The organism is Nocardia sp. NPDC087230 (assembly GCF_044744725.1).
GTDB lineage: Bacteria > Actinomycetota > Actinomycetes > Mycobacteriales > Mycobacteriaceae > Nocardia > Nocardia canadensis.
On the sequence record NZ_JBIUYV010000001.1, the window covers coordinates 1,214,216 to 1,236,332 of the forward strand.

The following is a 22,117-nucleotide window of genomic DNA, read 5'->3' on the forward strand; positions in this document are numbered from 1 at the left end:
AGCCTGAGGCGTCAGCGTGTGGTCAGGGTGCCGTTCTCGACGGCGGTGACGTGGGTGCAGGTGGCGTCGAGGAGCGGACGGTCGTGGCTGATCAGGAGCACGCCGAGGGTGTCGGCGGCTTTCGTCATGATCAGCCGGATGATCGTGGCGGTGGTGGCGGCGTCGAGCATGGCGGTGGCCTCGTCGAGGACGAGATAGCGGGGGCGCTGGGTGAGCGCCCTGGCGACGCAGGCGCGTTGGAGCTGACCGTCGCTGAGGGCGTGCGGGCGGCGGTCGAGCAGGTCCGGAGTCAGGCCGACCGCGGCGGCGACCGCGTTGAGGTCGGGCGCGGGGAGGCGGCGGATCGTGGCCGGTTCGGCGATGATCCGGGCCAGGGTGAAGTGGGGATTGGTGGCGGCGCGCGGTGATTGGAAGACCATCGCGATCGCCCCGCGCCGCGCGTGTGGCGGCTCGCCGTCGACGGTGACCGTGCCCGCGCGCGGCGGGAGCAGTCCGGCCAGGGTCTTGGCCAGGGTGGTCTTGCCCGAGCCCGAATCGCCGGTGATCCCGACGATCTCGCCCGGCGCGACCCGTAGGTCGACCCCGCGGACCACGGGCTCCTCGGCTCGGTAGCCCACGGTGAGGGCGTCGGCGATCAGCATCGGGACCTCGGTCGGCGGATCATGCGCTCGCCCTCGCGAACCAGCGCGGTGGGCCCGCCCGCGTAGGGGCAGGTCTCGGACAGGTTGGTCAGCGCGAGCGGCGGATGCGGCAGGGGGCGCAACCCGCGTTCGGGCAGGGCCGCGAGCAGATCGCCGGTGTAGTCGTGCCACGGATCGTCGAGAACCTCCCGCCCGGGGCCGACCTCCATCAGGCGCGAGGCGTACATGATCGCGACGGTGTCGGCGATGCCCGCGCGCAGCAGATGCCCCAGATCGTGGGTGATGAGCAGGACCGCGGCGCCCTGATCAGCGCACTCGCGCAGCAACTGGCCGATCTGGTCGGTGCGCGCCCGGTCCAGTCCGGCGGTCGGTTCGTCGGCCACGATGACCTCCGGATCGCCGGCCAGAGCCGCCGCCACCGCCGCCCGCTGGGCCATCCCGCCCGAGAGTTCGTGCGGGTACAGCGACAGCGCCGAGGACTCGAGCCCGGCGCGCTCGACCAAGGCGGCGGGGGTGTGGTCGGTGCCCAGCGCGGCGATCGCCTCGGCGAGCTGGGAACCGATCGTGCGCACCGGCGTGAAGTGCGTCCCCGGCGACTGCGGGATCAGGGCGATGTGGCGTCCACGGTAGGAGTGCTCGCGGCGGCGAGGGCGTCGCAAGGCCCGGTGGGCCGGGGTCGCGGCGCCGAGTCCGGCGCGTGGCGGGCGGGCTCCGGTTCGCGGGTTCTCCTCGTCGAGCAGGTCGACGGTCCGGTCACCCAGATCCAGGCGCACCGCCCCGTCCGTGCGCGCCGTCGGCGGCAGCACGCCGACCACAGCGGCGGCGACGATCGACTTACCGCAGCCGGACTCGCCTGCCAGCGCGGTCACCGTTCCCGACGCCACCTCCAGCGACACCTCGGTGGCCGCGTGCACGACATCCTTGCCGCGCAGGGGAATCCGCACGGTGAGCGCGTCGATCGACAGTCCGGTCACCGGGGCATCCTCGCGGGTTTCGGCGGGAGCAGTACCCCGCGCAGTGCCGAGCCCGCGATGGCGACGGCGACCGTGGTCAGCACCAGGAAGCCGGCGGGGAAGACCAGCGTCCACCACCCGCCGAGCAGCAGGGAGGTGCGCGCTTCCTCGAGCAAGGTGCCGAGGCTCGGTTCGTGCGGCGGCAGTCCGAATCCGAGGAACGACAGCGTCGACTCGTGCCAGATCGCGTGCGGCAGCAGCAGGACCACCGCGATCAGTGCCTGCGGGGCGACCGCGGGCAGCAGATGCCGGGTGAGCAGATGGGTCCGTCCGGCTCCGGCGAGCACCGCCGCCGCCACGTACTCGCGTTCGCGCAGACTCAGGCTCTCCGCGCGCACGATCCGCGCGACCTGCACCCAGTGCGTGAGTCCGATCGACAGCACCACCGCCGCCGCGTTCCCGCGGAACAGCGCCACGATGACGATCCCCAGCAGCAGGTGCGGCAGCGCGTTCGCGGTGTCGGCCAGCCGCATCACCGCCCGATCGATCCGCCCGCCCGCCAGCGCCGAGACCGCGCCGACGCCGACCCCGATCACCGTCGACACCGCCGCCGCGCACGCCGCGACCACCAGCGAGGTGCGCAATGCCGCCGCGATCCGGACGAACAGCGGCCTGCCCGCCGCGTCGGTGCCGAACCACGCCCGCGCCGACGGCGCCTGGCGGGCCGCGGCGAAATCGGTGAGCCGGTCGTCGACACCGGCCACCCACGGCACCAGCACCGCGTACAGCACCACGGCGGCCAGCACGGCCAGCGCGAGGAACAGTCGCCGCCGCTCAGCCATCGGCCCGCACCCGCGGATCGAGCACGACCACGGCGATGTCGGCCAGCAGCGAACCGAGCATGACCGCGCAGGTGGTGCCGACGGTGAGGATCGCCAGCAGGGCCATGTCCAGGTCCTTCGCCGACTGCACGAACGCCCCGGCGACGCCGGGCCAGGAGAAGATCTCCTCGACCAGCACCGCGCCGACCACGACCTCCGGCAGCCGCACACCCAGGATGGTCACGAACGGGGCCAGCGAGGTCGGCAGGATATGCCTGCGGGTGATCGTCGTGGCGTCGATGCCGCGCGTGGCCGCGCCGACCACGAAATCCTCACTCCGGTTGCCCGACACCGACTCCCGCACGGCCAGCAACAGCCAGGGCACCTGCGACAGCGCCAGCGCGGACGCGGGCAGCACGAGATGCCGTGCCACTTGGGCGAATCCGGGGTCGGCGCCCGCGTCGGTCAGCCCGGCCGGTGGCAGCCAGCCGAGGCCGACCGCGAACACCGCGATCGCCGCCAGCGACACCACGAACGGCGGCAGCCCCTGCAGGATCACACACGCGGCGGCGACCCCGCGGTCGACGAGCCCGCCGCGACGCATGCCCGCCCATACCCCCGCACCGAGCGCGACCACCACGGCCGCGGTCATCGCCACGATCACCAGCAGTACCGTCCACGGAATGCGCTGGGCCAGTAGCTCGCTCACCGGCTGGGCGAAACCGCGCGAGACGCCGAGGTCGCCGCCGAGCAGGTCGGTGACCCATCGCCAGTAGAGCTGATACCAGGGCGCGTCCACGCCGAGCTGGTCCGTGAGCAGGGTCTTGTCGGCGGCGCTGGTCGATTCGTAGCGCGCGCCGAGATAGCCGACCAGCGGATCGAACGGTGACACCGCCGCGGCCGCGAACAGCCCGGCCGACACCGCGACGAGCACCGGAATCAGCGCCACCAACCGCCGGCCCGCCATCGCGCCGATGCCGCGACCGCGCAACCGGCCGCGGGTCACGAGCGGGTCCAGGTCTGCAGCGACCACCACGGCCCCCAGGTGACGCCGTGGGTGTGCGGCTCGAGGATCGGGCCGGAGGTGGTCCAGGCCGAGTCCTTCACCACGTAGGTGTGATCCAGGTGCACCAGGAACACGTGACTCGGGTCCTGGCCGTAGCGGCTCTGCACATCCCGGTAGGCGGCCGCCCTGATCGCGGGATCGGTACTGCGCCTCGCCTGTTCGAGGAGCGCGTCGATCGCGGGGTCGCGGTGCCTGCTCGCGTTGTCGTACGGGCTGCTCGCGCCGGGGTCGGCCGCGGGCGAGTGCAGGGTGGCGTAGGCCTGGGTATCGGGGTCGTACGGTTCGCTGCCGCCGCCGAGCAGAATGCCCGCCGTGTCGATGCGCGGCTCGATGCGGTCCCAGGACAGCGCCTCCGGATCGACCTCGACGCCGACGCGCCTGGCGTCGGAGACGAAGGCCAGGGCCAGATCGCGGCGCAGGGTGTCGGTGGAGTTGTACATCACCGTGAACTTCGCGCGCACACCGTCTTTGGCGCGGATGCCGTCGGGGCCGACACGCCAGCCCGCCTCGTCCAGGATGCGCTCGGCGCGGGCCCGGTCGAACGCGAAGGTCACCGCGGGGTTGTGGGCATCGCCGTAGACCTCGGGCAGCGGGGTGTACGCGGGACGGCCGTGGCCGCCGAGGATGTTGTCGATCATGGCCTGGCGGTCCACCGCGTAGTTGAGGGCCAGGCGCACGGCGGGGTGGCCCGCGACCGGGTCGCCGGCGGGCATCGAGATGCCGCGCCAATCCGCGGACGTGTTGGCCCGCACCGACATCGACGCCCGGGCGCCGAACGTCTCGGCCAGCAGCGGCGGCAGCGTGGTGCCGTCGAGTTCGCCCGCGGCCATCCGCTGCGCGCGGGTGTTGTCGTCGGGGACGTAGAGCAGCGTCAGCCGTTGCACCGCCGGCGCGCCGCCCCAGTAGTCCTCGTTCGCCTCGAAGACCGCGCGGGTCGGTTCGAGGCCGACGAGCCGGTACGGGCCGGTGCCGATCGGCGCGGTGTTGAGCGTGGACGCGGTCGCGGGGCCGGGAGTGGCGACGGATTCGGCCGGGACGATGCCGATGAGCAGCTTGGTGGGGAACGCGGCGTAGGGGTGGCGCAGGGTGAACCGGACCGAGGCCGGATCGACGGCCTCCACCCGCTCGATCATCGAGAACGACGAGCGGGCCTCCGAGGCCGAGGCCGGGTCCAGGATCGCCCGATAGGTGGCGACCACGTCGGCGGCGTCGAAGGCGGAGCCGTCGCTGAAGCGCACGCCGGTGCGCAGGGGCGCGGTCCATACCGTGGCATCGGCGTTCGGGGTGGGCAGCGCGGTGGCGAGGGCCGGGGCGAATCCGGACAGCCCGGGACCGCCGGTCAGGCGCAGCAGGCCGTCGTACATCTTGGCCTCACCGGCCGCGCCGTATCCGGCCACCGGGTTGTATCCGCCCAGCTCATAGGCTTCGGCGAGGACGAGCGAGTCGGTCGACCCGCTCGTCGGCGCGCCACACGAGGACAGCGCCACGGCCAGCGCGCACGCGGCCCCCACAGCGAACAGCGACCGAGCGCGCAGCCTCATCCTCGTCCCAACTCATGTTTATCTGAACAGATGGACAGATAATAGCCGCGCTGTCCAGTCGAGGACTAAGCTGAGCGTCGCCATGGGAGAGCCACGCACACTGGAGGGATCGCCGGTCGAACTCGGTCGGCGCGCGATCGGTGACGTCGAGATCGCCGCCTGGGCCCAGCGATTCGACCTGCTCTCCGACCCGAACCGCCTGGAGATCCTGCTGTGCCTGCACCGCACTCCCGGCATCAGCGTGGGCGAACTGGCCGCCGCCATCGGCCGCACCGAGAACGCGATCTCCCAGGCCCTGCGCGTCCTGCGCCACGAAGGTTGCGTCACCTCCAGTCGCGAAGGCCGCACGGTCACCAACCGCTTGACCGACCCGATCATCCACGAGATCCTGCACACCATCGGCGCCAAACACGCCTGATGGCGGCCGCTTTCAGGTCGCGGAGCCGGGGCGGACGATCATGAGGACGACCACGGCGGTCCAGAGCAGGTTGTAGATGCCGGCGAGCATGGACAGGGTGCGCAGCCGTTTGCCGTCGTCGGGGGTGTCGAGGGCCTGGCGCTGCAGTGGGTGGATCTGGACGGCGAGCAGGCCGCCGGCGATGGCGGTGGTGATCATCGCGATGGTGATCCAGATTTCGTTCATCCGGCCCTGGATCGTGGCCAGGACGATGCCGATCACGGGGACGATGATCGCGAGTTTGGCGTAGTTGCCGGTGATCCGGTGCAGGGCGACCGCGACCGACCGGCTGCGCACCGCCTCGGGATCGGGTCCGCCAGCCGTGACCGGGGCGTAGCGGGGGAACAGGCTGGTGGCGACCGCCGAGCCCCCGACGAAGACGATGCCCGCGACCACGTGCACGGACAGCAAGAGATGTTCCACCTGTCGACTCCCTCCGACCTTCAATGTGGCTGAAGCTTAGCTCGAGTTTCAACAACATTGAAGGTTGGTGGGGTCACGTCACGCGGGCAGACGGTTCAGGCTGTCGACGCGCCGGTGAACGCGGCGACGACGGCCGCGCCGACCCGCCGCTGGATCGGGTCGGCGTCGGGTCCGAACAGCTCGGTGTCGACCCGTGTCACCACCTTTCGCGCCTCACCGAGCAGGCGCGTGCCCGCCTCGGTGAGCTCGATCGCCGACGCCGAGCCGGCGCGCGCGGTGCGGTCCTGCACCAGTCCGGCCGCGACCAGCGACTTCACCGCGGTGTGCACGCTCTGCACGCTCGTCCCCGACATCCGCGCCAGCTCGCTGAACGACGCGCCCGGCAACCCGTTGATGTGCCCGAGCAGCCCGAGCCTGGCCACCGTGAGATCCAGCGGCGCCAACCCGGCGCTCAGTGCGGCCTCGACCCGGCGCGACAGCGTGATCACCAGGATGGTCGGGCTCATCGCCGGTGGTCGGGGGCGCGGGTTCTCGGTGGTCACCCGGCCATTTTCTCGCATGCGCCCACGCCCGGCGGGGACAGGCCGGGCGCGGGCGCGCCGGATCAGAGGCCGGAGCGGATCATGCCCTTGCAGCGCATGAGGAATTCGGCCAGGTAGCCGTCGTGCGGGACACCGGGCCGCAGCCAGGTGGTCGGATGGTCACCGAGGTAGAGATTGGTGATGGTCGGTTCGTGCAGCAGCGCCTCGACCAGTTCGGGGCGCGTGGTCATCGCCGTCAGAACCAGCGTATCGCGCAGGGGCGCAATGCCGTCCGTGGGCAGCCACGGCCCGACCCAGACGCAGGGGAAGGCCAGTTCGACCCCGAGTTGCGGCGCGGTCGCGGAGTCGACCAGGTGCACGGCCGGGCGCAGGACCGCACCGCCGGAGGGAAGTTCGTCGACGATGGTGTCGCCGCCGAGCAGCGGCGTCGCCGTGCCCGCGACCTCGTGCAGGTACGCGTCGATCGCCGTCACCGTCGGCACCGGCTGCACGGTGAGCAGGGCGTCGGGATGATCGGCGGGCAGGCTCGGGATGCGGGCCAGGCGCTCGGCCAGCGCCCGGGCCACCGGTTCCGGATCGCCCTCGACCAGCACCGCGGTGGTGCAGGTGCAGGCGGTACCACCCAGGTGACTCACCGAATCGGCGATCACGTCGATGTGCTCGCGCCAGTCCACGTCGGCGGCGATCAGGATCTTCGACCGGCCGGGGCCCTGGGTGAGCACCCGCGAGCTCGCGCCGTACTTGTCGACGACATCCTGACCGCCGTAGACGATCGCGTAGTCGGCCTCGGCGATGATCACGTCGGCGGCGGCGTAGTCGGTGGGCAGCAGGGTGATCGTCGCGGGCGGGAATCCCGCCATCCGCAGGGCGCTCACCAGTCGGAACGCGGTGAACGGCTCGCGCGCCGACGGCCGGACGACGACCTTGTAGCCCAGCGCGAGCGCCTCCGGCCAGAGCCCGTGCACCGCGGGCGTGTTGCCCGCCGCGTGCACCGCGAAGATGTCGCCCTTGCGGACCCACACGCCCGCGCCCTCGCGCGTGCGATCGTCGGACCATTCCGCGACCGCGCCCCGCGGCATGGCGAATGTCAGTGTGTCGCTGGATGATCGCAGCACCTCGGCGACCCACTCGACCGATCGGCGCACCACCTGCTGGGGCACGCCGGACACGGTCGAGACGATCCGGACGTACTCCTCGGGATCGAGGCCGCCGATGGTGGCGGTGGTGAACAGCTCGGCGGCCTTGGCCATGAGCGCGAAGCGTTCGGCGGCCGGGACGGTGGGCGCGGCCCGCATCGCCGCCAGCGCGCGGCGCACGAACAGGGCCGGAACCTGGCCCAGCGTGCCGACTTCGGTGCCGTCGAGCGCGGTGATCGGCAGGCGCTGCCGGGCGTGGTAGGAGCCGGCGGGACCGAGGGCGTCGATCTCGATCATCAGTAGACCCCCTCGATGACGGACTTGTCGGCGAAGGTCCGCACCGGCCGCACATCGGCGACGGCGCAGCCGAGCGCGCCCGGCGCGGGCGCGGCCCGCAGCGCGGTGTCGCGTTCCAGATTGTTCGGCAGCAGAGCGTATTTGGTGAGGTGGTTCATCACCACCTGACCGCGCTCACCCTCGGCGACATCGTCGCCGGTGGCCGGATCGACCACCCGGAACGCGATGTAGGGGCTCGGCGTATCGAACACGGCCAGCCCGTCCGCGCGCTCGATATCGCGCTCGCGCGACATGCCGAGAATGGTGGTGCTGCCGTAGAGGCCCTTGAGCGGGATGCCGGGAAAGACCTCCTGCCGCAGGATCTCCCGGGTGTCGGCATCCATGTGCGCGCCGCTCCAGCACAGGAACTTCACCTGCGCGCGCACCGCGTCGACCAGCTCCGGGCGCCGGGCCAGCCGCTCGAGCAGCGGCGGGGTCGCGATGAGGATGCCGACCGACTGGGTCGTGAGGATGGCGGCGGCCTGGTCGATCAGGTGCTCGGCGTAGCGGTCGGCGCCCTCGGTGTCGCCGGAGCCGATGAGCTGCTTGATCCAGCGCGGGTCCAGATCGACGGTGAACTTCACGCCGTGGTGTCTGCGGGCGCGCCGGGCGGCGAACTCCCCGAACATGTGTGGGCCGCTGGGGGCGATGGCCAGGGTGTTCGTCGTTCCCAGGTCGGCGTAGTGGTGCTCGTCCCAGGACAGCGCGAACTCCATCCAGCGCTCGAACATCACGAACCGCTTGGGCGCCCCTGTCGTCCCGCCGCTCTCGTAGACCCCCGCGATCTCCCGGTCCGCGCCGCGCAACCCGCGCGGGATCAGCTCCTCCACCGCGACGTCGCGGAACTCGTCGATCACGTTGGGGAACAAGCGCAGATCGTCGAAGCCGCGCACGTCGGTCCGCGGATCGAAGTCGAGCTCCGCGGCCCGCCGTAACCAGTACGGACTCCCCGTGTCGGCACCGAAATGCCAGCTCATCAAGGCCCGGACGTAGTCGTCGGGATCGACGTCGACAGCGTCCAGATCGAGTATGTCGGAACACATGGCACGGCCTCCGAGGCTCGCAAAAATTGGGCGTTTTGCGAGGTTCATCGTTCCGCGCCGGAGGCCGCGCGAGCTCACAGCCGCGCCCACGTCGATCAGACGATAGGAACGTCCATGGTCCGCCGGTGGCTAGGCCGGTAAGGCGGGGATGGTGCGGGCGTGGGTGACCTCGGGGGTGACGGTGATGATGTCGCACGCGGCGAGCAGCCGGTGGGGCAGGTCGGAGCCCAGGTGGGTGAGGTCGGGGGTGACCACGGCGGCGGCCTCGGTGGTGGTCACCACGTCGAGCAGGCGACCGAGGGGATTGGTCGTGCGGTTGCTGAACACGACGGTCTTGGTGAAGCGGTAGCCGAGTCGCTCGGCTAGGGAACGGATCTGCGTTTCGTCCCAGGACTGGGCGACACCCGAGATGTCGCGGCGCAGATAACCGATCGCCGGTGGCTTCATGGGGGAGACGCTACCGGCGTCGGGGCCCGGTTGCCGGGAACGCGAACCAACGTGAGTCGAATTCGCAATCTGAATGAGACTCATTTCGGAATTCGATCCGCGTGGGTGTCACTGCGTGATCTACTGCTCGCCAGCTCGGGCGATTCGTCGCCTCGACGACGACGTCGAGGGCGCCCGGTGTACGTGGGAGACAACGATGGTGGACAGAAGAGTGCAGCGGGTGGCCGGTTCGATGGCCGCGTTCGCGGTGGCGGCCGGTTTCGCGGTGGCGGCGATGCCCGCGACGGCATCGGCGGCGCCGGGAACGATCACCTGGAACGACGGGAACAGCAAGTTCACCCGGACGGTGTCCAACACCAACCCGGTCGTCGGCGACACCGTGACCGTGACGACGAAGTTCGAGCGCACCGGCATCCCGGTGGAATACATCTACAACATCAAGGACCTGCACCCGGCCTGCCTGACCCCGGTCCCGGGTTCGGCCAAGATGGGCGGTGACCAGGTCCAGCTCGACACCTCGTCCTCGGACTGGGTGCGCGCCGAATTCGGTATCACCAAGTACCCGGTGTACCCGAACATCGAACCGAAGTCGCAGACCTTCGAGGTGCAGTACAAGGTGGGCGTCAACTGCGCCCGTGACACCCCGCTGCCGACCTCCATGCACTACGGCGGCTCGCTCGGCGACGGCACCTACCAGGGCAAGGGCCCGAACATCACGGTCTCCAGCGACGCCGTGTCGAGCACCGTGCTCACCGAGGTAACCGGCGCGCAGGTCGGCAAGGCCGTCACCCTGGAGGCCACCGTGTCACCGGCGGCGGCCGGCGGCACCGTCCAGTTCAAGGCGGGCGACAACGTCCTGGGTGACATCCCGGTCGCCGCCAACGGCAAGGCCACGATCGTGTGGACGCCGGGTGCCGCGGGTGCCTACACCATCGGCGCGACGTTCTCCGGCCGCAGCGGCGTGGCCAGCTCGTCGACCACCAAGGTGGTCACCGTGGCCGACGTACCGACCGATCCCGGCCCGGGTGACGGCGGCGGCACCGGCACCGGATCCTTCGGGTTCTGACGCGCCGGCCCCGGCACGGAATCGGTTGCTACCAGGTCTCGTTCGAGATCAGCGCGGTCAGCAGCTGACGAATCGCGGCGACCCGCCGTTCCGTGCCGGGGAGCTGGTCCAGCGCGCACTCCGGGTCCGCGGGCGGACCCAGGTGGGTGCAGCCGCGCGGGCAGTCCTCGATGGCGTCGGCGAGGTCGGTGAACGAGGCGATCACGTCGTCGGGCGTGATGTGGGCCAGACCGAACGACCGCACGCCGGGGGTGTCGATCACCCAGCCGCCCTCGGGCAGCGGCAGCGCCACCGACTGGGTGGAGGTGTGCTTGCCCTTGCCCACCCCGGACACCTCGCCCACGGCCCGATAGGCATCGGGCACAAGGCGATTCACCATCGTCGACTTACCGACCCCGGAGTGCCCGATCAGCGCGGTGAGCCGGTCGTCGAGCAGCTCGAGTACCGGCTCCATCGGATCGTCGATCCCGGCGTAGAGGATCTTCAGGTCCAAACCCTCGAACGCGGCGGCGAATTCGGACTCCGCCACCAGATCGCGCTTGGTGAGCACCAGGATCGGTTCCAGCCCACCGGCGTAGGCGGCCACCATGGCCCGCTCGACGAAACCGGTGCGCGGCGGCGGATCGGCCAGCGCGACCACGATGAACAACTGCTCGGCATTGGCCACGACGATCCGCTCGAACGGATCGGTGTCGTCGGCGGTGCGCCGCAGCACCGTGCTGCGCTCGGCGACCCGCACGATGCGGGCGAGGGTGTCCGGCTTGCCGGTGAGATCGCCGACGACGTCGACCTGGTCGCCGACCACGATCGGCGTGCGGCCCAGTTCCCTGGCCCGCATGGCGACGATGCGCCGGTCGGCATCACCGTCGAGCACACATCCCCAGCGGCCGCGGTCCACCGCGACCACCATGGCGGCCTCGGCGTCGTTGTGCCGCGGGCGCGTCTTGGTGCGCGGACGCGAGGCCTTGCCCGGGCGGACCCGGACATCGGATTCGTCGTAGCTGGCTGCGGAGCGGCCTTGGCGGCTCAGCGCGCCGCTCCCTCACCCGATAGCGCGGTGTCGAGCATCTGCTCCCACAGGGTGACGAAGGTCGGCAGCGTCTTGGCCGTGGTGCCGATGTCCTCGATCTCCACGCCGGGCACCCGCAGACCGAGAATCGCGCCCGCGGTGGCCATCCGGTGATCGGCGTAGGAGTGCCACTGCCCGCCGTGCAGCGGGGCGGGCACGATCTCGAGGCCGTCCTCGGTCTCGGTGACATTGCCGCCGAGCCGGTTGATCTCGGTCGACAGGGCCGCGAGCCGGTCGGTCTCGTGGCCGCGCAGGTGCGCGATGCCGCGCAGGTACGAGGGCGAGTCGGCCAGGGCGGCCAGCGCCGCGACGGTGGGGGTGAGTTCGCCGACGTCGTGCAGGTCGATATCGATGCCGGCCAGGCGACCGGGGCCGCGCACGGTGAGCACGCCGTCGAAGATGCGCGCCTCGGCGCCCATCCGGACCAGGATCTCGCGGATCACGTCACCGGGCTGGGTGGTGCCGCGCGGCCACATCGGGACGCTCACCTCGCCGCCGGTGACCGCGGCCGCGGCCAGGAACGGGGTGGCGTTGGACAGATCGGGCTCGATCTCCCAGTCCACCGCGCGGATCGGGCCCGGCTCCACGGTCCAGGTCTGCGCGCTGCGCGAATCGGTCGGGGTGTGCACGGTCACGTCGGCGCGGCGCAGCATCTCCACCGTCATCTCGATGTGCGGCATGGACGGCAGCTGCTTGCCGTCGTGGTGGACGGTGATGCCCTCGTCGAACCGGGCCGCCGAGAGCAGCAGGCCGGAGACGAACTGCGAGGAACCCGACGCGTCGATGGTGACCGCGCCGCCGCGCAGGCTGCCGGTGCCGTGGACGACGAACGGCAGCGCGTCGCCGTCGACATCGAGGCCGAGCTTGCGCAGCGCGTCGAGGATGGTGGTCAGCGGGCGGGACTTGGCCTGCTCGTCGCCGAAGAAGGCCACGTCGCCGGTCGCCAGCGCGGCGGCGGGCGGCAGGAAGCGCATGATGGTGCCGGCCAGGCCGCAGTCGACGGCGGCGCTGCGCAGCGGCGCCGGGGTGACCTCGAGCGTCTCGGCGTCACCGAGGATCTCGGTGCCCAGGCTCTGCAGTGCCTTGATCATCAGGTCGGTGTCGCGGCTGCGCAGCGCACCCGTGAGGGTGGACGGCCCATCGGCCAGTGCGGCCAGGATGAGCGCGCGATTGGTGATGGATTTCGAACCGGGCAGGGTCACAGTCGCGTGGACGGGGACCTCGATATGGGGCGCTGGCCAGAAACTCACCCGCCCATCTTCGCGCATGTGCGGTCCGGACACACGGGTGGTGTGGAATTCGGTGTGGTCGCGTCGCCGTCGCGTGTCGGACTCCGGTGAGACGATGGCCGTATGTGCGGACGATATGCGACGACCACGAATCCGGGTCGGCTGGCGGCCGAACTCGACGCGATCGACGAGACCGACCTCGACGCGGACCAGCAGGAATCGACGGTCAGCTACAACGTGGCCCCGACCAGCCAGGTGCTCACCGTGGTCGAACGCCACGAGCACGACGCCCCCGAGGACGACCCGAAGCTGCGGGTGCGGCGCATGCGCTGGGGCCTGATCCCGTCCTGGACCAAGGCGGGCGAGCCCGGCAAGCCGGCCAAGGGCAAGCCGCTGTTCAACGCCCGCGCCGACAAGGCGGTCACCGCGCCGTCGTTCCGCGAGGCCGCCAAGCACAAGCGCTGCCTGGTGCCGATGGACGGCTGGTACGAGTGGCTGGTCGAATCGGACCCGGCCGCGCAGGGCAAGGCCGTCAAGCGGCCGTATTACATGGCGCACGCGGACGGGTCACGGCTGTACATGGCCGGCCTGTGGTCGGTGTGGCGTGATCGGCAGGTGCCCGACGCCGCTCCGCTGCTGTCGTGCACGATCCTGACCACCGACGCGATCGGCGACCTGGCGAAGATCCATGACCGGATGCCGCTGCCGATGCCGCGCGAGCACTGGGACGCCTGGCTCGACCCCGACCATCCCGCGCCCGCCGAGCTGCTCGCCGGCGCTTCGCCCGCCGAGGTGTCGGCGATCGTGGCGCGGCCGGTGTCGACCCTGGTCAACAGCGTGCGCAACAACGGACCGGAGTTGCTCGCCCCCGCCGACCCGGTCGCCGGCGAAGCCGGACTGTTCTAGCCGGTCACCCGGAACGAACGGGCCGGATCAGCGCGCTGATCCGGCCCGTCCAGGGACTACTCAGAGCTTGCACGGCACCGCGTCGGTGGCGATGTTCAAGCCACACTTCAGGATTCCGGTGGCCAGATCGATCAGCTCGCTGGCGACCCCGCCGCCGAGTTTCTCCGCCTTCTCGGCCTTTTCGTCCTTCTCGGGCGCGGCTTGTGGCGAGTTCTTGGAGGTGCCGGGACCGTTGAGCGGGTAGTCGCTCGGATCGGTCGGCGCGGTCGGGGCGACCGGCGGGATCGCGGTGACGGGCGGGGCGAAGGCGACAGCGCCGAAGGTCAGGACAAGAGCACCGGACAGGGTGGCGATCGTCGAACGAGCGGACATTTCTCGCATCACATCCTCGGGTCGAATCGGTCGTACCGGGCGCGGACTGCGTCGCAGTGAATTCGGAACCAGACCCCGATCGGATGGCTGTGCGCTGCTCAGGCCGTGATCGGGGCCGTGACGGCCGCCGCCGCGCGGACCAGATCGGCCGGTGCCAGCTCGATCTCCAGGCCCCGTTTGCCCGCGCTGCACAGCACCCGGTCCCAGTCCAGGGCCGAGGCGTCGACGACGGTCGGCAGCTTCTTGCGCTGGCCCAGCGGGGAGACGCCGCCCAGGACGTAGCCGGTGGTGCGCTCGGCCTTGGTCTTGTCGGCCATGCTCGCCTTCGGCGCGCCCAGCGCCGCGGCGGCCGCCTTCAGCGACAGCTTGGCGGGCACCGGCAGCACCGCGACGGCCAGCGCCCCGGTGGACAGCTCGATCACTAGCGTCTTGAAGATCTGCGCGGCCTCGACACCCAGTTCCGCGCCGAGCGCGTCGACCGCCTCGTCACCGAAGGACTCCGCCCGCGGATCGTGCGCGTAGGCGTGCACCCGGTGGGCGATGCCCGCACCGGTGAGAATCTTGATCGCGGGAGTCGACGCGGCTGCCATGAGCGTCACCCTAATCACGCGGGTGCCCCGCTCGGCAACCACATTTCCGTCCGTCCGGGAACACCGATGCGGGGGTGCATGTTGCACCCAAGTGACAAGCCCACCCGCCGCCGAACTCGCGAAGGAGAGATAGTGACACTGCTGCTCGAGGAGCGTCCCGTCTCGCCGCAGGGTGCGCGATTGCCCTTCGATTCCGTGGTGCCGGTAGATTCGGCTACTACGGCGATCGAAGGGATTGGTGTGACGAGCGACGACGACGTGGTGCCTGCGGAGGCGTCCGGCTCAGAAGTCGACGAAGCCGAGCTGGCTGCGCGGTTCGAGCGCGATGCGCTCCCGATGCTGGACCAGCTCTACGGCGCCGCCCTGCGCATGACCAGGAACCCGGCCGACGCCGAGGATCTGGTGCAGGAGACGTATGTGAAGGCGTTCCAGGGGTTCAAGTCCTTCAAGGAGGGCACGAATCTGCGGGCCTGGCTGTACCGCATCCTGACCAACACCTACATCAACTCCTATCGCAAGAAGCAGCGCCAGCCCGCGCAGTACCCGACCGACGAGATCACCGACTGGCAGCTCGCGGCTACCGCCGAGCACTCCTCGACGGGCCTGCGCTCGGCCGAGGTGGAGGCGCTCGACGCGCTGCCCGACGACGAGATCAAGGCCGCGCTGCAGCAGCTGCCGGAGGAGTTCCGGATGGCGGTGTATTACGCCGACGTCGAGGGCTTCCCGTATAAGGAAATCGCCGACATCATGGGTACCCCGATCGGTACCGTGATGTCCCGGCTGCACCGCGGCCGCAAGCAACTCAAGGGTTTGCTCGCCGATGTGGCGCGCGAACGTGGATTCGACCGTGGGGAACGCCAGGAGGTAACGAAGTGAGCGACCCCGACATGGAGATGGACTGCACTGCCGTACTCGCGGACGTGTGGCTCATGCTCGACGGCGAATGCGATCAGGCCACCCGGGACCGGCTCCAGGAGCACATGGACCATTGCAGTCCGTGCATCGAGGCCTACGGCATCGAGGAGAAGATCAAGGGCCTGCTCAGCCGCAAGTGCGGGGGTGAGCACGCGCCGGAGGGCCTGCGCGACCGGCTGAAGCTGGAGATCCACCGGTCGATCACGGTCACCAGGATCGAGACCACCGAGGGCTGAGCGCCCTGGTCAGGACACAGAAAAGGGGCACCCGACGGGTGCCCCTTTTCCGTACTCCGAGCGCAGCTCAGGAGTTGGGCCGCTTGCCGTGGTTGGCTGCGTTGCCCTTGCGGCTGCGCTTCTTACGTCCACGCTTACCCATAGGTTGCTCCCTTCTCTGGGTCCTCCCCGCCGGAGCGCGGAGCACGATCTGATCGAGAGCCATTGTTTCATGTGTGATTGGCTGTAGCTTCGGCGGATACGGCCATCGCGCATCGCGGTGGCCGAACGACTAGTGAACGGGGTGCCATGCCTGAAGAAGTGCGCGCGGAGATGGTCTCGACCGTGCTCGCTGTCGAGGTCGCGGTGGGCGAGCACGTGCGGGTCGACCAGACCCTGGTGCTGCTCGAATCCATGAAGATGGAGATCCCGGTGCTCACCGAGGTCGAGGGTGACGTCACCTCGATCGATGTGGCGCCCGGACAGGTCCTCCAGGCGGGCGACCTGATCGCCACCATCGCCTGACCCGCACCAGGAAGCGAAGCGTAGATCCACCGTGGCAACTCTGAGCGAGCTCCTGGCCGAGCACACCGACCTCCCCGGCACCGCCGTGGACCATCTGCAGCGGGTGGTGGGTGACTGGCAGTTGCTCGCCGACCTCTCGTTCTCGGATCTGCTGCTGTGGGTCGGCGCCGGGCCCGTCGCCGAGGGTGCCGACGTCGTGTGCGTCGCCCAGATCCGCCCGACGACCGCGCCGACGGTCCACCTGGACGACAAGGTGAGCACCACGGCCTCGCGCACCGACTTCCCGCAGGTCTTCGACGCCCTGCTGACCGGGGAGACGGCGCGGACCGACACCGAGGTCGAGGTCAGTGAGGTCTATCACCCGAGCCCGGTGCACGCGGTCCGTGAGGCCATCCCGGTGCGCTGCGGTGACGATGTGATCGCGGTGCTCAGTCGCGACTCCGACCTGGCGCGTTCCCGGGTGCGCAGCACCCTCGAGACGGCCTATGTCTCCTGTGCCGACGACCTGTGCCAGATGATCGCCGACGGCAGCTTCCCGACGCCGGAGGATCGCGCGGCGACCCACTCGAGCCCGCGGGCCGGCGACGGCTTCATCCGGCTCGATACCGAGGGCATCGTCGTCTACGCCAGCCCGAACGCGCTCTCGGCCTACCACCGGATGGGCATGCAGGCCGATCTGGTCGGCCAGGATCTCGCGGTGACCACCCGCTCGCTGATCACCGACCCGTTCGACGCGCAGGAAGTGGTGGCCGACATCCAGGCCGCGCTGGCCGGGCGCACCGGCCGCCGGATGGAGGTCGAGGCGCGCGGGGCGACGGTGTTGCTGCGCACGCTGGTGCTGCGGCCGGGCGGCGAACTGGCCGGGCCCGCAGTGCTCGTGCGCGACGTCACCGAGGTGAAGCGGCGTGACCGCGCGCTGCTCAGCAAGGACGCGACCATCCGCGAGATCCACCACAGGGTGAAGAACAATCTGCAGACCGTGGCCGCGCTGCTGCGGCTGCAGGCGCGCCGCACCGAGAATCCGGAAGCCCAAGTGGCGCTGACGGAGTCGGTGCGCCGGGTGACCAGCATCGCCTCGGTGCACGAGATGCTGTCGATGTCGGTGGACGAAGAGGTCGACCTCGACGAGGTCGTCGACCGGCTGCTGCCGATCATGGCGGACGTGGCCACGGTGCACACCGCGCGGATCAAGGTCCGCCGGGCGGGCTCGCTCGGGGTGTTCTCTGCCGAGCGCGCGACCCCGCTGGTCATGGTGCTGACCGAATTGGTGCAGAACGCGATCGAGCACGCCTTCGACGCGGGGCAGAACGGTACCGTGACGATTCGGTCGGAACGGTCGGCCCGCTGGCTCGATGTGATCATCAGCGACGACGGCCGTGGGCTGCCCGCGGGGTTCAGTCTGGAGGGGTCCGACCGCCTCGGCCTGCAGATCGTGCGGACCCTGGTGACCTCCGAACTCGGCGGTTCGATCGGTCTGCATCCCGGTGCCGATGTGGGCACCGATGCGGTGTTGCGGGTCCCGCTGGGCCGCCGCTCCGGACGCTGAGAAATCCGAAAACCGCTGGAGGGCAACAATAAACCCGGCACCGCGAGGTGCCGGGTTCTCAACATGCGTTACCGGGCCGGGCTGAATGGCCCGGCAACGCCTCCTTCGTCGACTAGACGGAGGTACGCGTACGGGTGCGCGCGTTGCGCCGCTTGAGCGCGCGACGCTCGTCTTCGCTCATTCCACCCCACACGCCGGCATCCTGTCCGGACTTCAGGGCCCACGACAGGCAATCGGCAGTGACGGGGCAGCGGGCGCAGACCAGCTTGGCATCGGCAATCTGCGCGAGCGCAGGACCACTGTTACCCACCGGGAAGAACAGCTCGGGGTCCTCGTCGCGACAGATGGCCTTGTGGCGCCAGTCCATTCCTCTGCTCCTTTGCGCGGGCGCCACAAAGGGCACCTCTGGTTAGTGGATCGTTCACTTGTGCGACTCGAATGTTTCCGCACGGTTGCTTGTGAATGCTTTCACGAACACCGTAGATGTCAATAGGTGTCCGGCGCACCGTGGGGGAGATCACGCTCTCAGGGCCCCGCAGGGGGAACCCGCCCGGTCCTTTGTACTCGCGTCTCCTGGTTTTCGCAGCGCAACCGGGAGATTTTTCCGCGTGTCCGGAGTTCAGGACGGCTTGGGAGCCACCACATCGAGGATGCCGGGCACCGATGTGAAATGCACCATCTTGCGTTTTCCGATGAAGTCGCCATCGATTTGCAGGCCGATCTCGTCGGGCGTCTCGATGTGCACCGACGGCACATCGTCCACCCGGAAAAGGCTGTCCGACTTGGGGTTTCCATTCTCGGCCAGCAACTGCCTGGCAAGCAGCAGGGTGCGGGTCACGCTCATCGAACGAACCGCGAACACGCCCAGTCCGGATTCGAAGGTCGTCCCCGGATTCGTGCGAATCGGACGGTCCTCGAGATAGGTCCACGGACTCGAATTCGTGACGAAGGCGTAATACACCTCATCGATCGGATCGTGTCCCGGGACCTCGACGGTGACGCGCGGATCCTCGCGCCGAGCGCGGAAGAACTGGCGCACGGTGGTCCGCAGATAGCGCGCGGGCGTGGCCTTGCGGCCCTTCGCCCTGGCGACGTCGATCGCCTCGCACACATCGGCGTCCAGACCTACGCCGGCGCTGAACGTGAACCACCGATCGTCGGCCAGCCCGAGCCCGATCCGGCGGTCGGCGTCGCGGGCGAGCAGATCGATGAGCTGGTTGGTTGCTGTGACCGGATCGGGGGAGATGCCGAGGGCGCGGGCGAAGACGTTGGCCGAGCCGCCGGGGATGATGCCGAGCCGCGGTCGCCAGACCTGATCGTCGCCCACCTGGGGCACCGGCAGGAAGCCGTTGATGGTCTCGTTGACCGTCCCATCGCCACCGTGGACGACGATCAGGTCCATCTCTTGCGTGGATGCCCACTGGGCGAGTTCGGCCGCGTGGCCGCGATGCTGGGTGTGCGCAACGGTCAGCTGCGTCCGGCTCTCCAGGGCATGGGCGAGCAGATCCCGGGTCGCCGGGGTGGTCGAGGTGGCATTCGGGTTGACGATGAGCAGCGTCCGCACGATGTCGAGCGTAATGGGAGACCGTGAACACCCGGCGCGCGCCGGGCTGCCACGACAGCTCGTCGTAGGCTGGGGCACGTGGCGGAGCACGACGTGACAGACGGTGGCGAACAGCGCGACGACGAACCGGTGCCGACCGGCATCCCGAGCTCGATCCGGGTCGCGGGCGCGCTGGTGACGCTGGAGGGCCTGGCCGGTGTCGGGACCGCGGTCGTGCTGGTGGTGCGCGCGCTGACCGGCCACGACCAGTCGGTGGCCAGCGGCATCGGCACCGCGATGTGGTTCGGAGTGCTCTTCGGCGGCGTGCTCGCCGCCGGTATCGCCCTGCTGCGCGGCAAGCGCTGGGGCCGCGCGATCGCGGTCATCGCCCAGGTGCTGTTGCTGCCGGTGGCGTGGTCGCTGTTGACCGACTCGCACCAGCCGCTGTGGGGCAGCCTGCTGGCGATCATCGCGCTCGGCGGGCTCGCGGCGCTGTTCGCGCCGGCGTCGAGCCGGTTCATGGCCCAGGACTACGGCGAGCTGCCCGATACCGAGCACAAGGGCGCGTAGTCAGGCTGTCGCCGCGCGCAGCGCCGCCCGGCACAGGTGGTCGGCGCGGCGGGTGGTCTCGGGTTGCCGGAAGCCCCGGGTGAGGGCGAGCACCTGCGCGCAGGCGGTGTCGAGGTCGATGAGGTGGCCGACCGAGACGAACAGCGGCTTCACCTCGTCGCGGGTGCGCAGCGCGCGCCCCACCACCTCGCCGTCGATGGTGACGTCGGTGGCGTCGCCGCGGCGCGGACCGGGCTCGGCGTAATCGCCCCAGACCGATTTGGCGACACCGATGGTCGGAATTCCGGCCAGCAACCCGACGTGGCAGGCCAGTCCGAAGCGGCGCGGATGCGCGCGGCCCTGGGCATCGCAGACGAGCAGATCCGGTGTGCCGGTGAGCTTTTCCAACGCCGCGACGGTGGCCGGGAGTTCCCGGAAAGCGAGCAGTCCCGGCACATAGGGAAAGGTCGAAATTCCGTGTGCCACTGCCGATTCCACCGGCTCCAGGGTGGCGATATCGAGAATTACCGCCGCCGTCGCGACGGTGCCGTCCGCGGCGTAGGCCGAATCAATTCCCGCCGCCGTCGAGAATTGCGGCGGCGCCGGATTCTCCGCGCGCACGAGCGGGCGCAGTTCGTCCTGGAGCGCGATCGCCTCGGCGGGCGTGCGCGGCCACTCGCGCGGCGCGTCGATCCGCACGGATCAGCCCGCGGTCGCGGCCAGCGCCGACAATTCGTCGCCCGCGAGCCGGTAGCCGATCCACTCGTCCTGCGGTGCGGCGCCGAGGGATTCGTAGAACGCGATCGACGGCGTGTTCCAGGTGAGCACCGACCACGACACCCGGCTGTAGCCGTGCGCGACCGCCTCGGCCGCCAGCGCCGCGACCAGCGCGCGACCGAGCCCCGTGCCGCGGGCCGCCGGCTGCACGTACAGATCCTCCAGGTAGATGCCGTGCACCCCGTCCCAGGTGGAGTAGTTCAGGAACCAGATCGCGCACCCCACCACGACCCCGTCGTGCTCGGCCACATGAGCGAACAGCGCGGGCGCCGCCCCGAACAGCGCCGCGTCCAGTTGCTCGACGGTGAGCGTGCACTCCGCGGGCGCCTTCTCGTACTCGGCCAGCTCGTGCACCAGCTCCACCAGCACAGGCACATCCTCGGGCCTGGCCCGCCGGACTATCGCGCTCATCGCGATTCGCTCCCTCACTCGTTCGGTACGAGTGGTCAGCGTATCGCGATGAATGAGGCCGTCGTCATGTCGTGGCCCTGGATCTGGGTCGACCTCGACTCGGCTGCTATCGAGGCAGGATTCACTGTCGCCGCTCTGGTGCGACCGTATCGACTCCGAGGGGCATGGACATGGTGTCTTTTCCGGTTTCCCGCATTAGCCAGTGGTAATCGAAGGTCGCTCACTGGTCCCACCCTGGATAGAACGCCTCGACAACAGGCGCTTGGTCTACGGGGCGGGCTGGAGTCGGTACCTCACGGGTTCCCCATCGTGTCTCGAACCATGACCCACAGGGGCTGGGGTCCAATGTCACCTTTCTGGGGTTGTATGTCATGTTGGTCGAAAACACGAAAGGGGTCTCGTCGGGGCGTGCTTTGCGGCCAGGTAGCTCAGACACGAGAAGCGGGCTCGATGTGGTTAGAGTTGGCTCTAGTCGGGGACTCAGCTCTCTCAATGGAATCGGGTCTGTCGACACGCTGACCGTGATGGCGCCAAAGGTCTCATCCACCTTGTCCGGGTTCGGATATGGGTAGGAGGTACCGATCTTGCGCGCCGTCCCGGTCATGTCCTTGCAGACGTGGTAGCGCTGGCTTTCCGAAGGCTCACCGTTGGCGATAATGTGCAGGTAGGCGGTACCGATACCTTCGACGGCTGGGTGTTCGAGATATGCTGCGGCGTTCGTAAGATTCCGCAATTCGCTCGCCTCATCGTATCCGGAATAGACATAATCGAGGCTGAGAAACTCGGCGACTGTATTGCTCTCTATGGCGGCTCGAATTGATTTGACTCCATCGGATTCCAGGTCTATTCCAGGATCTGCGCTCCAGCGGAAAGAAATATTGAAGGCAGGCGCCAGAGGCTCCGTCAGATCATCGGCACCGCAGGCGAGGGTCGTGGTCAACAGCGCAACGGTCGCGGCGAGCGAGGCCTTTCGCAGATTCCGGCTGCTGTATGTCATC

28 protein-coding genes are annotated in these 22,117 nt (G+C 69.7%); 8 read left to right on the forward strand and 20 right to left on the reverse strand.

Going from position 1 to position 22,117, the window contains the following annotated elements:
• Nucleotides 1–11: 11 nt before the first annotated feature.
• Genes ACIO52_RS05790 through ACIO52_RS05810 form a run of 5 tightly spaced genes read right to left on the reverse strand, consistent with a single transcriptional unit; the run spans nucleotide 12 to nucleotide 5,022 of the window.
• Nucleotides 12–641 carry an ABC transporter ATP-binding protein gene (locus tag ACIO52_RS05790; protein ID WP_402641964.1) on the reverse strand — a complete coding sequence of 210 codons (630 nt, stop codon included), beginning with the start codon at nucleotides 639–641 and terminating at the stop codon, nucleotides 12–14.
• A complete protein-coding gene (locus tag ACIO52_RS05795) occupies nucleotides 635–1,615 on the reverse strand; it encodes an ATP-binding cassette domain-containing protein (RefSeq protein ID WP_218718660.1) in 981 nt (326 codons plus the stop codon). The genes ACIO52_RS05790 and ACIO52_RS05795 overlap by 7 nt, the downstream gene beginning before the upstream one ends.
• On the reverse strand, nucleotides 1,612–2,436 hold the full coding sequence (locus tag ACIO52_RS05800; protein WP_218718661.1) for an ABC transporter permease: 825 nt from the start codon (nucleotides 2,434–2,436) through the stop codon (nucleotides 1,612–1,614). The genes ACIO52_RS05795 and ACIO52_RS05800 overlap by 4 nt, the downstream gene beginning before the upstream one ends.
• On the reverse strand, nucleotides 2,429–3,460 hold the full coding sequence (locus tag ACIO52_RS05805; protein ID WP_374104863.1) for an ABC transporter permease: 1,032 nt from the start codon (nucleotides 3,458–3,460) through the stop codon (nucleotides 2,429–2,431). The genes ACIO52_RS05800 and ACIO52_RS05805 overlap by 8 nt, the downstream gene beginning before the upstream one ends.
• Nucleotides 3,418–5,022, reverse strand: coding sequence for an ABC transporter substrate-binding protein (locus ACIO52_RS05810; RefSeq protein WP_402641969.1), 1,605 nt, complete (start codon nucleotides 5,020–5,022; stop codon nucleotides 3,418–3,420). The genes ACIO52_RS05805 and ACIO52_RS05810 overlap by 43 nt, the downstream gene beginning before the upstream one ends.
• Before the next feature lie 82 nt (nucleotides 5,023–5,104).
• On the opposite strand from ACIO52_RS05810, the gene ACIO52_RS05815 reads away from it, so the two are divergent.
• Nucleotides 5,105–5,440: a metalloregulator ArsR/SmtB family transcription factor gene (locus ACIO52_RS05815; protein ID WP_316575878.1), complete on the forward strand. Its 336-nt coding sequence runs from the start codon at nucleotides 5,105–5,107 to the stop codon at nucleotides 5,438–5,440.
• A gap of 12 nt (nucleotides 5,441–5,452) precedes the next feature.
• Here ACIO52_RS05815 and ACIO52_RS05820 read toward each other — a convergent pair whose 3' ends face one another.
• The 5 genes from ACIO52_RS05820 to ACIO52_RS05840 all read right to left on the reverse strand — a co-directional run bounded on the left by ACIO52_RS05820 (nucleotide 5,453) and on the right by ACIO52_RS05840 (nucleotide 9,406).
• Entirely contained in the window at nucleotides 5,453–5,902 is a 450-nt protein-coding gene (locus ACIO52_RS05820) for a hypothetical protein (RefSeq protein ID WP_316575877.1), read from the reverse strand.
• A gap of 95 nt (nucleotides 5,903–5,997) precedes the next feature.
• Nucleotides 5,998–6,444, reverse strand: coding sequence for a MarR family winged helix-turn-helix transcriptional regulator (locus tag ACIO52_RS05825; protein WP_308248487.1), 447 nt, complete (start codon nucleotides 6,442–6,444; stop codon nucleotides 5,998–6,000).
• Between the two features lie 62 nt (nucleotides 6,445–6,506).
• Nucleotides 6,507–7,877 carry an aldehyde dehydrogenase family protein gene (locus tag ACIO52_RS05830; RefSeq protein WP_402641974.1) on the reverse strand — a complete coding sequence of 457 codons (1,371 nt, stop codon included), beginning with the start codon at nucleotides 7,875–7,877 and terminating at the stop codon, nucleotides 6,507–6,509.
• Nucleotides 7,877–8,959, reverse strand: coding sequence for an AMP-binding protein (locus ACIO52_RS05835; RefSeq protein ID WP_218718666.1), 1,083 nt, complete (start codon nucleotides 8,957–8,959; stop codon nucleotides 7,877–7,879). Before ACIO52_RS05835 ends, ACIO52_RS05830 begins: the two co-directional genes overlap by 1 nt.
• Nucleotides 8,960–9,088: 129 nt before the next feature.
• Complete coding sequence (locus ACIO52_RS05840) at nucleotides 9,089–9,406, reverse strand: hypothetical protein (protein WP_218718667.1); 318 nt, start codon at nucleotides 9,404–9,406, stop codon at nucleotides 9,089–9,091.
• A 196-nt stretch (nucleotides 9,407–9,602) separates the two neighbouring features.
• On the opposite strand from ACIO52_RS05840, the gene ACIO52_RS05845 reads away from it, so the two are divergent.
• Entirely contained in the window at nucleotides 9,603–10,472 is an 870-nt protein-coding gene (locus tag ACIO52_RS05845) for an Ig-like domain-containing protein (RefSeq protein WP_218718668.1), read from the forward strand.
• Between the two features lie 28 nt (nucleotides 10,473–10,500).
• Here ACIO52_RS05845 and rsgA read toward each other — a convergent pair whose 3' ends face one another.
• Together rsgA and aroA are read right to left on the reverse strand one after the other, a co-directional pair.
• Entirely contained in the window at nucleotides 10,501–11,382 is an 882-nt protein-coding gene (rsgA, locus tag ACIO52_RS05850; RefSeq protein ID WP_218718669.1) for a ribosome small subunit-dependent GTPase A, read from the reverse strand.
• A gap of 116 nt (nucleotides 11,383–11,498) precedes the next feature.
• Complete coding sequence (gene aroA / locus ACIO52_RS05855) at nucleotides 11,499–12,809, reverse strand: 3-phosphoshikimate 1-carboxyvinyltransferase (RefSeq protein WP_402641979.1); 1,311 nt, start codon at nucleotides 12,807–12,809, stop codon at nucleotides 11,499–11,501.
• A gap of 84 nt (nucleotides 12,810–12,893) precedes the next feature.
• Here aroA and ACIO52_RS05860 point away from each other — a divergent pair, with 84 nt between their 5' ends.
• Nucleotides 12,894–13,676 (forward strand): SOS response-associated peptidase, encoded by a 783-nt coding sequence (locus ACIO52_RS05860; protein WP_402641982.1) that lies wholly within the window; start codon nucleotides 12,894–12,896, stop codon nucleotides 13,674–13,676.
• A 60-nt stretch (nucleotides 13,677–13,736) separates the two neighbouring features.
• Here ACIO52_RS05860 and ACIO52_RS05865 read toward each other — a convergent pair whose 3' ends face one another.
• Together ACIO52_RS05865 and ybaK are read right to left on the reverse strand one after the other, a co-directional pair.
• Nucleotides 13,737–14,048 (reverse strand): hypothetical protein, encoded by a 312-nt coding sequence (locus tag ACIO52_RS05865; RefSeq protein WP_218718672.1) that lies wholly within the window; start codon nucleotides 14,046–14,048, stop codon nucleotides 13,737–13,739.
• Nucleotides 14,049–14,146: 98 nt separating this feature from the next.
• A complete protein-coding gene (gene ybaK, locus ACIO52_RS05870; protein ID WP_316575875.1) occupies nucleotides 14,147–14,638 on the reverse strand; it encodes a Cys-tRNA(Pro) deacylase in 492 nt (163 codons plus the stop codon).
• 240 nt (nucleotides 14,639–14,878) lie between these two features.
• Between ybaK and ACIO52_RS05875 the strand changes: the two genes are divergently transcribed.
• Both ACIO52_RS05875 and rsrA read left to right on the forward strand, forming a co-directional pair.
• Nucleotides 14,879–15,514, forward strand: a complete 636-nt coding sequence (locus tag ACIO52_RS05875; protein ID WP_218718690.1) for a sigma-70 family RNA polymerase sigma factor — start codon at nucleotides 14,879–14,881, stop codon at nucleotides 15,512–15,514.
• Between the two features lie 11 nt (nucleotides 15,515–15,525).
• Complete coding sequence (gene rsrA / locus ACIO52_RS05880) at nucleotides 15,526–15,789, forward strand: mycothiol system anti-sigma-R factor (RefSeq protein ID WP_218718691.1); 264 nt, start codon at nucleotides 15,526–15,528, stop codon at nucleotides 15,787–15,789.
• 67 nt (nucleotides 15,790–15,856) lie between these two features.
• Here rsrA and ACIO52_RS05885 read toward each other — a convergent pair whose 3' ends face one another.
• A complete protein-coding gene (locus ACIO52_RS05885; protein ID WP_110293457.1) occupies nucleotides 15,857–15,931 on the reverse strand; it encodes a 50S ribosomal protein bL37 in 75 nt (24 codons plus the stop codon).
• A 146-nt stretch (nucleotides 15,932–16,077) separates the two neighbouring features.
• Between ACIO52_RS05885 and ACIO52_RS05890 the strand changes: the two genes are divergently transcribed.
• Together ACIO52_RS05890 and ACIO52_RS05895 are read left to right on the forward strand one after the other, a co-directional pair.
• Nucleotides 16,078–16,293 carry a biotin/lipoyl-binding carrier protein gene (locus ACIO52_RS05890; protein WP_189026708.1) on the forward strand — a complete coding sequence of 72 codons (216 nt, stop codon included), beginning with the start codon at nucleotides 16,078–16,080 and terminating at the stop codon, nucleotides 16,291–16,293.
• Nucleotides 16,294–16,324: 31 nt separating this feature from the next.
• Nucleotides 16,325–17,839, forward strand: a complete 1,515-nt coding sequence (locus ACIO52_RS05895; protein ID WP_218718674.1) for a sensor histidine kinase — start codon at nucleotides 16,325–16,327, stop codon at nucleotides 17,837–17,839.
• Nucleotides 17,840–17,951: 112 nt separating this feature from the next.
• On the opposite strand, the gene ACIO52_RS05900 is transcribed toward ACIO52_RS05895, so the two are convergent.
• Together ACIO52_RS05900 and ACIO52_RS05905 are read right to left on the reverse strand one after the other, a co-directional pair.
• Entirely contained in the window at nucleotides 17,952–18,206 is a 255-nt protein-coding gene (locus ACIO52_RS05900) for a WhiB family transcriptional regulator (protein ID WP_022567051.1), read from the reverse strand.
• 252 nt (nucleotides 18,207–18,458) lie between these two features.
• Nucleotides 18,459–19,403 carry a diacylglycerol kinase family protein gene (locus tag ACIO52_RS05905; RefSeq protein ID WP_218718675.1) on the reverse strand — a complete coding sequence of 315 codons (945 nt, stop codon included), beginning with the start codon at nucleotides 19,401–19,403 and terminating at the stop codon, nucleotides 18,459–18,461.
• Nucleotides 19,404–19,532: 129 nt separating this feature from the next.
• Between ACIO52_RS05905 and ACIO52_RS05910 the strand changes: the two genes are divergently transcribed.
• Complete coding sequence (locus ACIO52_RS05910; protein WP_218718692.1) at nucleotides 19,533–19,952, forward strand: hypothetical protein; 420 nt, start codon at nucleotides 19,533–19,535, stop codon at nucleotides 19,950–19,952.
• Here ACIO52_RS05910 and ACIO52_RS05915 read toward each other — a convergent pair whose 3' ends face one another.
• From ACIO52_RS05915 to ACIO52_RS05925, 3 genes are all read right to left on the reverse strand, one after another.
• On the reverse strand, nucleotides 19,953–20,630 hold the full coding sequence (locus ACIO52_RS05915; RefSeq protein WP_218718676.1) for an endonuclease V: 678 nt from the start codon (nucleotides 20,628–20,630) through the stop codon (nucleotides 19,953–19,955).
• 3 nt (nucleotides 20,631–20,633) lie between these two features.
• Nucleotides 20,634–21,119, reverse strand: coding sequence for a GNAT family N-acetyltransferase (locus tag ACIO52_RS05920; RefSeq protein WP_402641988.1), 486 nt, complete (start codon nucleotides 21,117–21,119; stop codon nucleotides 20,634–20,636).
• Nucleotides 21,120–21,339: 220 nt separating this feature from the next.
• Nucleotides 21,340–22,116 (reverse strand): hypothetical protein, encoded by a 777-nt coding sequence (locus ACIO52_RS05925; protein WP_402641991.1) that lies wholly within the window; start codon nucleotides 22,114–22,116, stop codon nucleotides 21,340–21,342.
• Nucleotide 22,117 lies beyond the last annotated feature (1 nt).

Excerpts from the sequence above, each read along its gene's own strand:
- ACIO52_RS05790 (WP_402641964.1), bottom strand. The coding sequence starts at position 641 with ATGCTGATCGCCGACGCCCTCACCGTGGGCTACCGAGCCGAGGAGCCC.
- ACIO52_RS05800 (WP_218718661.1), bottom strand. The coding sequence starts at position 2,436 with ATGGCTGAGCGGCGGCGACTGTTCCTCGCGCTGGCCGTGCTGGCCGCC.
- ACIO52_RS05810 (WP_402641969.1), bottom strand. The coding sequence starts at position 5,022 with ATGAGGCTGCGCGCTCGGTCGCTGTTCGCTGTGGGGGCCGCGTGCGCG.
- ACIO52_RS05815 (WP_316575878.1), top strand. The coding sequence starts at position 5,105 with ATGGGAGAGCCACGCACACTGGAGGGATCGCCGGTCGAACTCGGTCGG.
- ACIO52_RS05830 (WP_402641974.1), bottom strand. The coding sequence starts at position 7,877 with ATGATCGAGATCGACGCCCTCGGTCCCGCCGGCTCCTACCACGCCCGG.
- ACIO52_RS05835 (WP_218718666.1), bottom strand. The coding sequence starts at position 8,959 with ATGTGTTCCGACATACTCGATCTGGACGCTGTCGACGTCGATCCCGAC.
- ACIO52_RS05840 (WP_218718667.1), bottom strand. The coding sequence starts at position 9,406 with ATGAAGCCACCGGCGATCGGTTATCTGCGCCGCGACATCTCGGGTGTC.
- ACIO52_RS05845 (WP_218718668.1), top strand. The coding sequence starts at position 9,603 with ATGGTGGACAGAAGAGTGCAGCGGGTGGCCGGTTCGATGGCCGCGTTC.
- rsgA (WP_218718669.1), bottom strand. The coding sequence starts at position 11,382 with ATGGTGGTCGCGGTGGACCGCGGCCGCTGGGGATGTGTGCTCGACGGT.
- aroA (WP_402641979.1), bottom strand. The coding sequence starts at position 12,809 with ATGCGCGAAGATGGGCGGGTGAGTTTCTGGCCAGCGCCCCATATCGAG.
- ACIO52_RS05860 (WP_402641982.1), top strand. The coding sequence starts at position 12,894 with ATGTGCGGACGATATGCGACGACCACGAATCCGGGTCGGCTGGCGGCC.
- ACIO52_RS05865 (WP_218718672.1), bottom strand. The coding sequence starts at position 14,048 with ATGTCCGCTCGTTCGACGATCGCCACCCTGTCCGGTGCTCTTGTCCTG.
- ybaK (WP_316575875.1), bottom strand. The coding sequence starts at position 14,638 with ATGGCAGCCGCGTCGACTCCCGCGATCAAGATTCTCACCGGTGCGGGC.
- rsrA (WP_218718691.1), top strand. The coding sequence starts at position 15,526 with ATGGAGATGGACTGCACTGCCGTACTCGCGGACGTGTGGCTCATGCTC.
- ACIO52_RS05890 (WP_189026708.1), top strand. The coding sequence starts at position 16,078 with ATGCCTGAAGAAGTGCGCGCGGAGATGGTCTCGACCGTGCTCGCTGTC.
- ACIO52_RS05900 (WP_022567051.1), bottom strand. The coding sequence starts at position 18,206 with ATGGACTGGCGCCACAAGGCCATCTGTCGCGACGAGGACCCCGAGCTG.
- ACIO52_RS05920 (WP_402641988.1), bottom strand. The coding sequence starts at position 21,119 with ATGAGCGCGATAGTCCGGCGGGCCAGGCCCGAGGATGTGCCTGTGCTG.
- ACIO52_RS05925 (WP_402641991.1), bottom strand. The coding sequence starts at position 22,116 with ATGACATACAGCAGCCGGAATCTGCGAAAGGCCTCGCTCGCCGCGACC.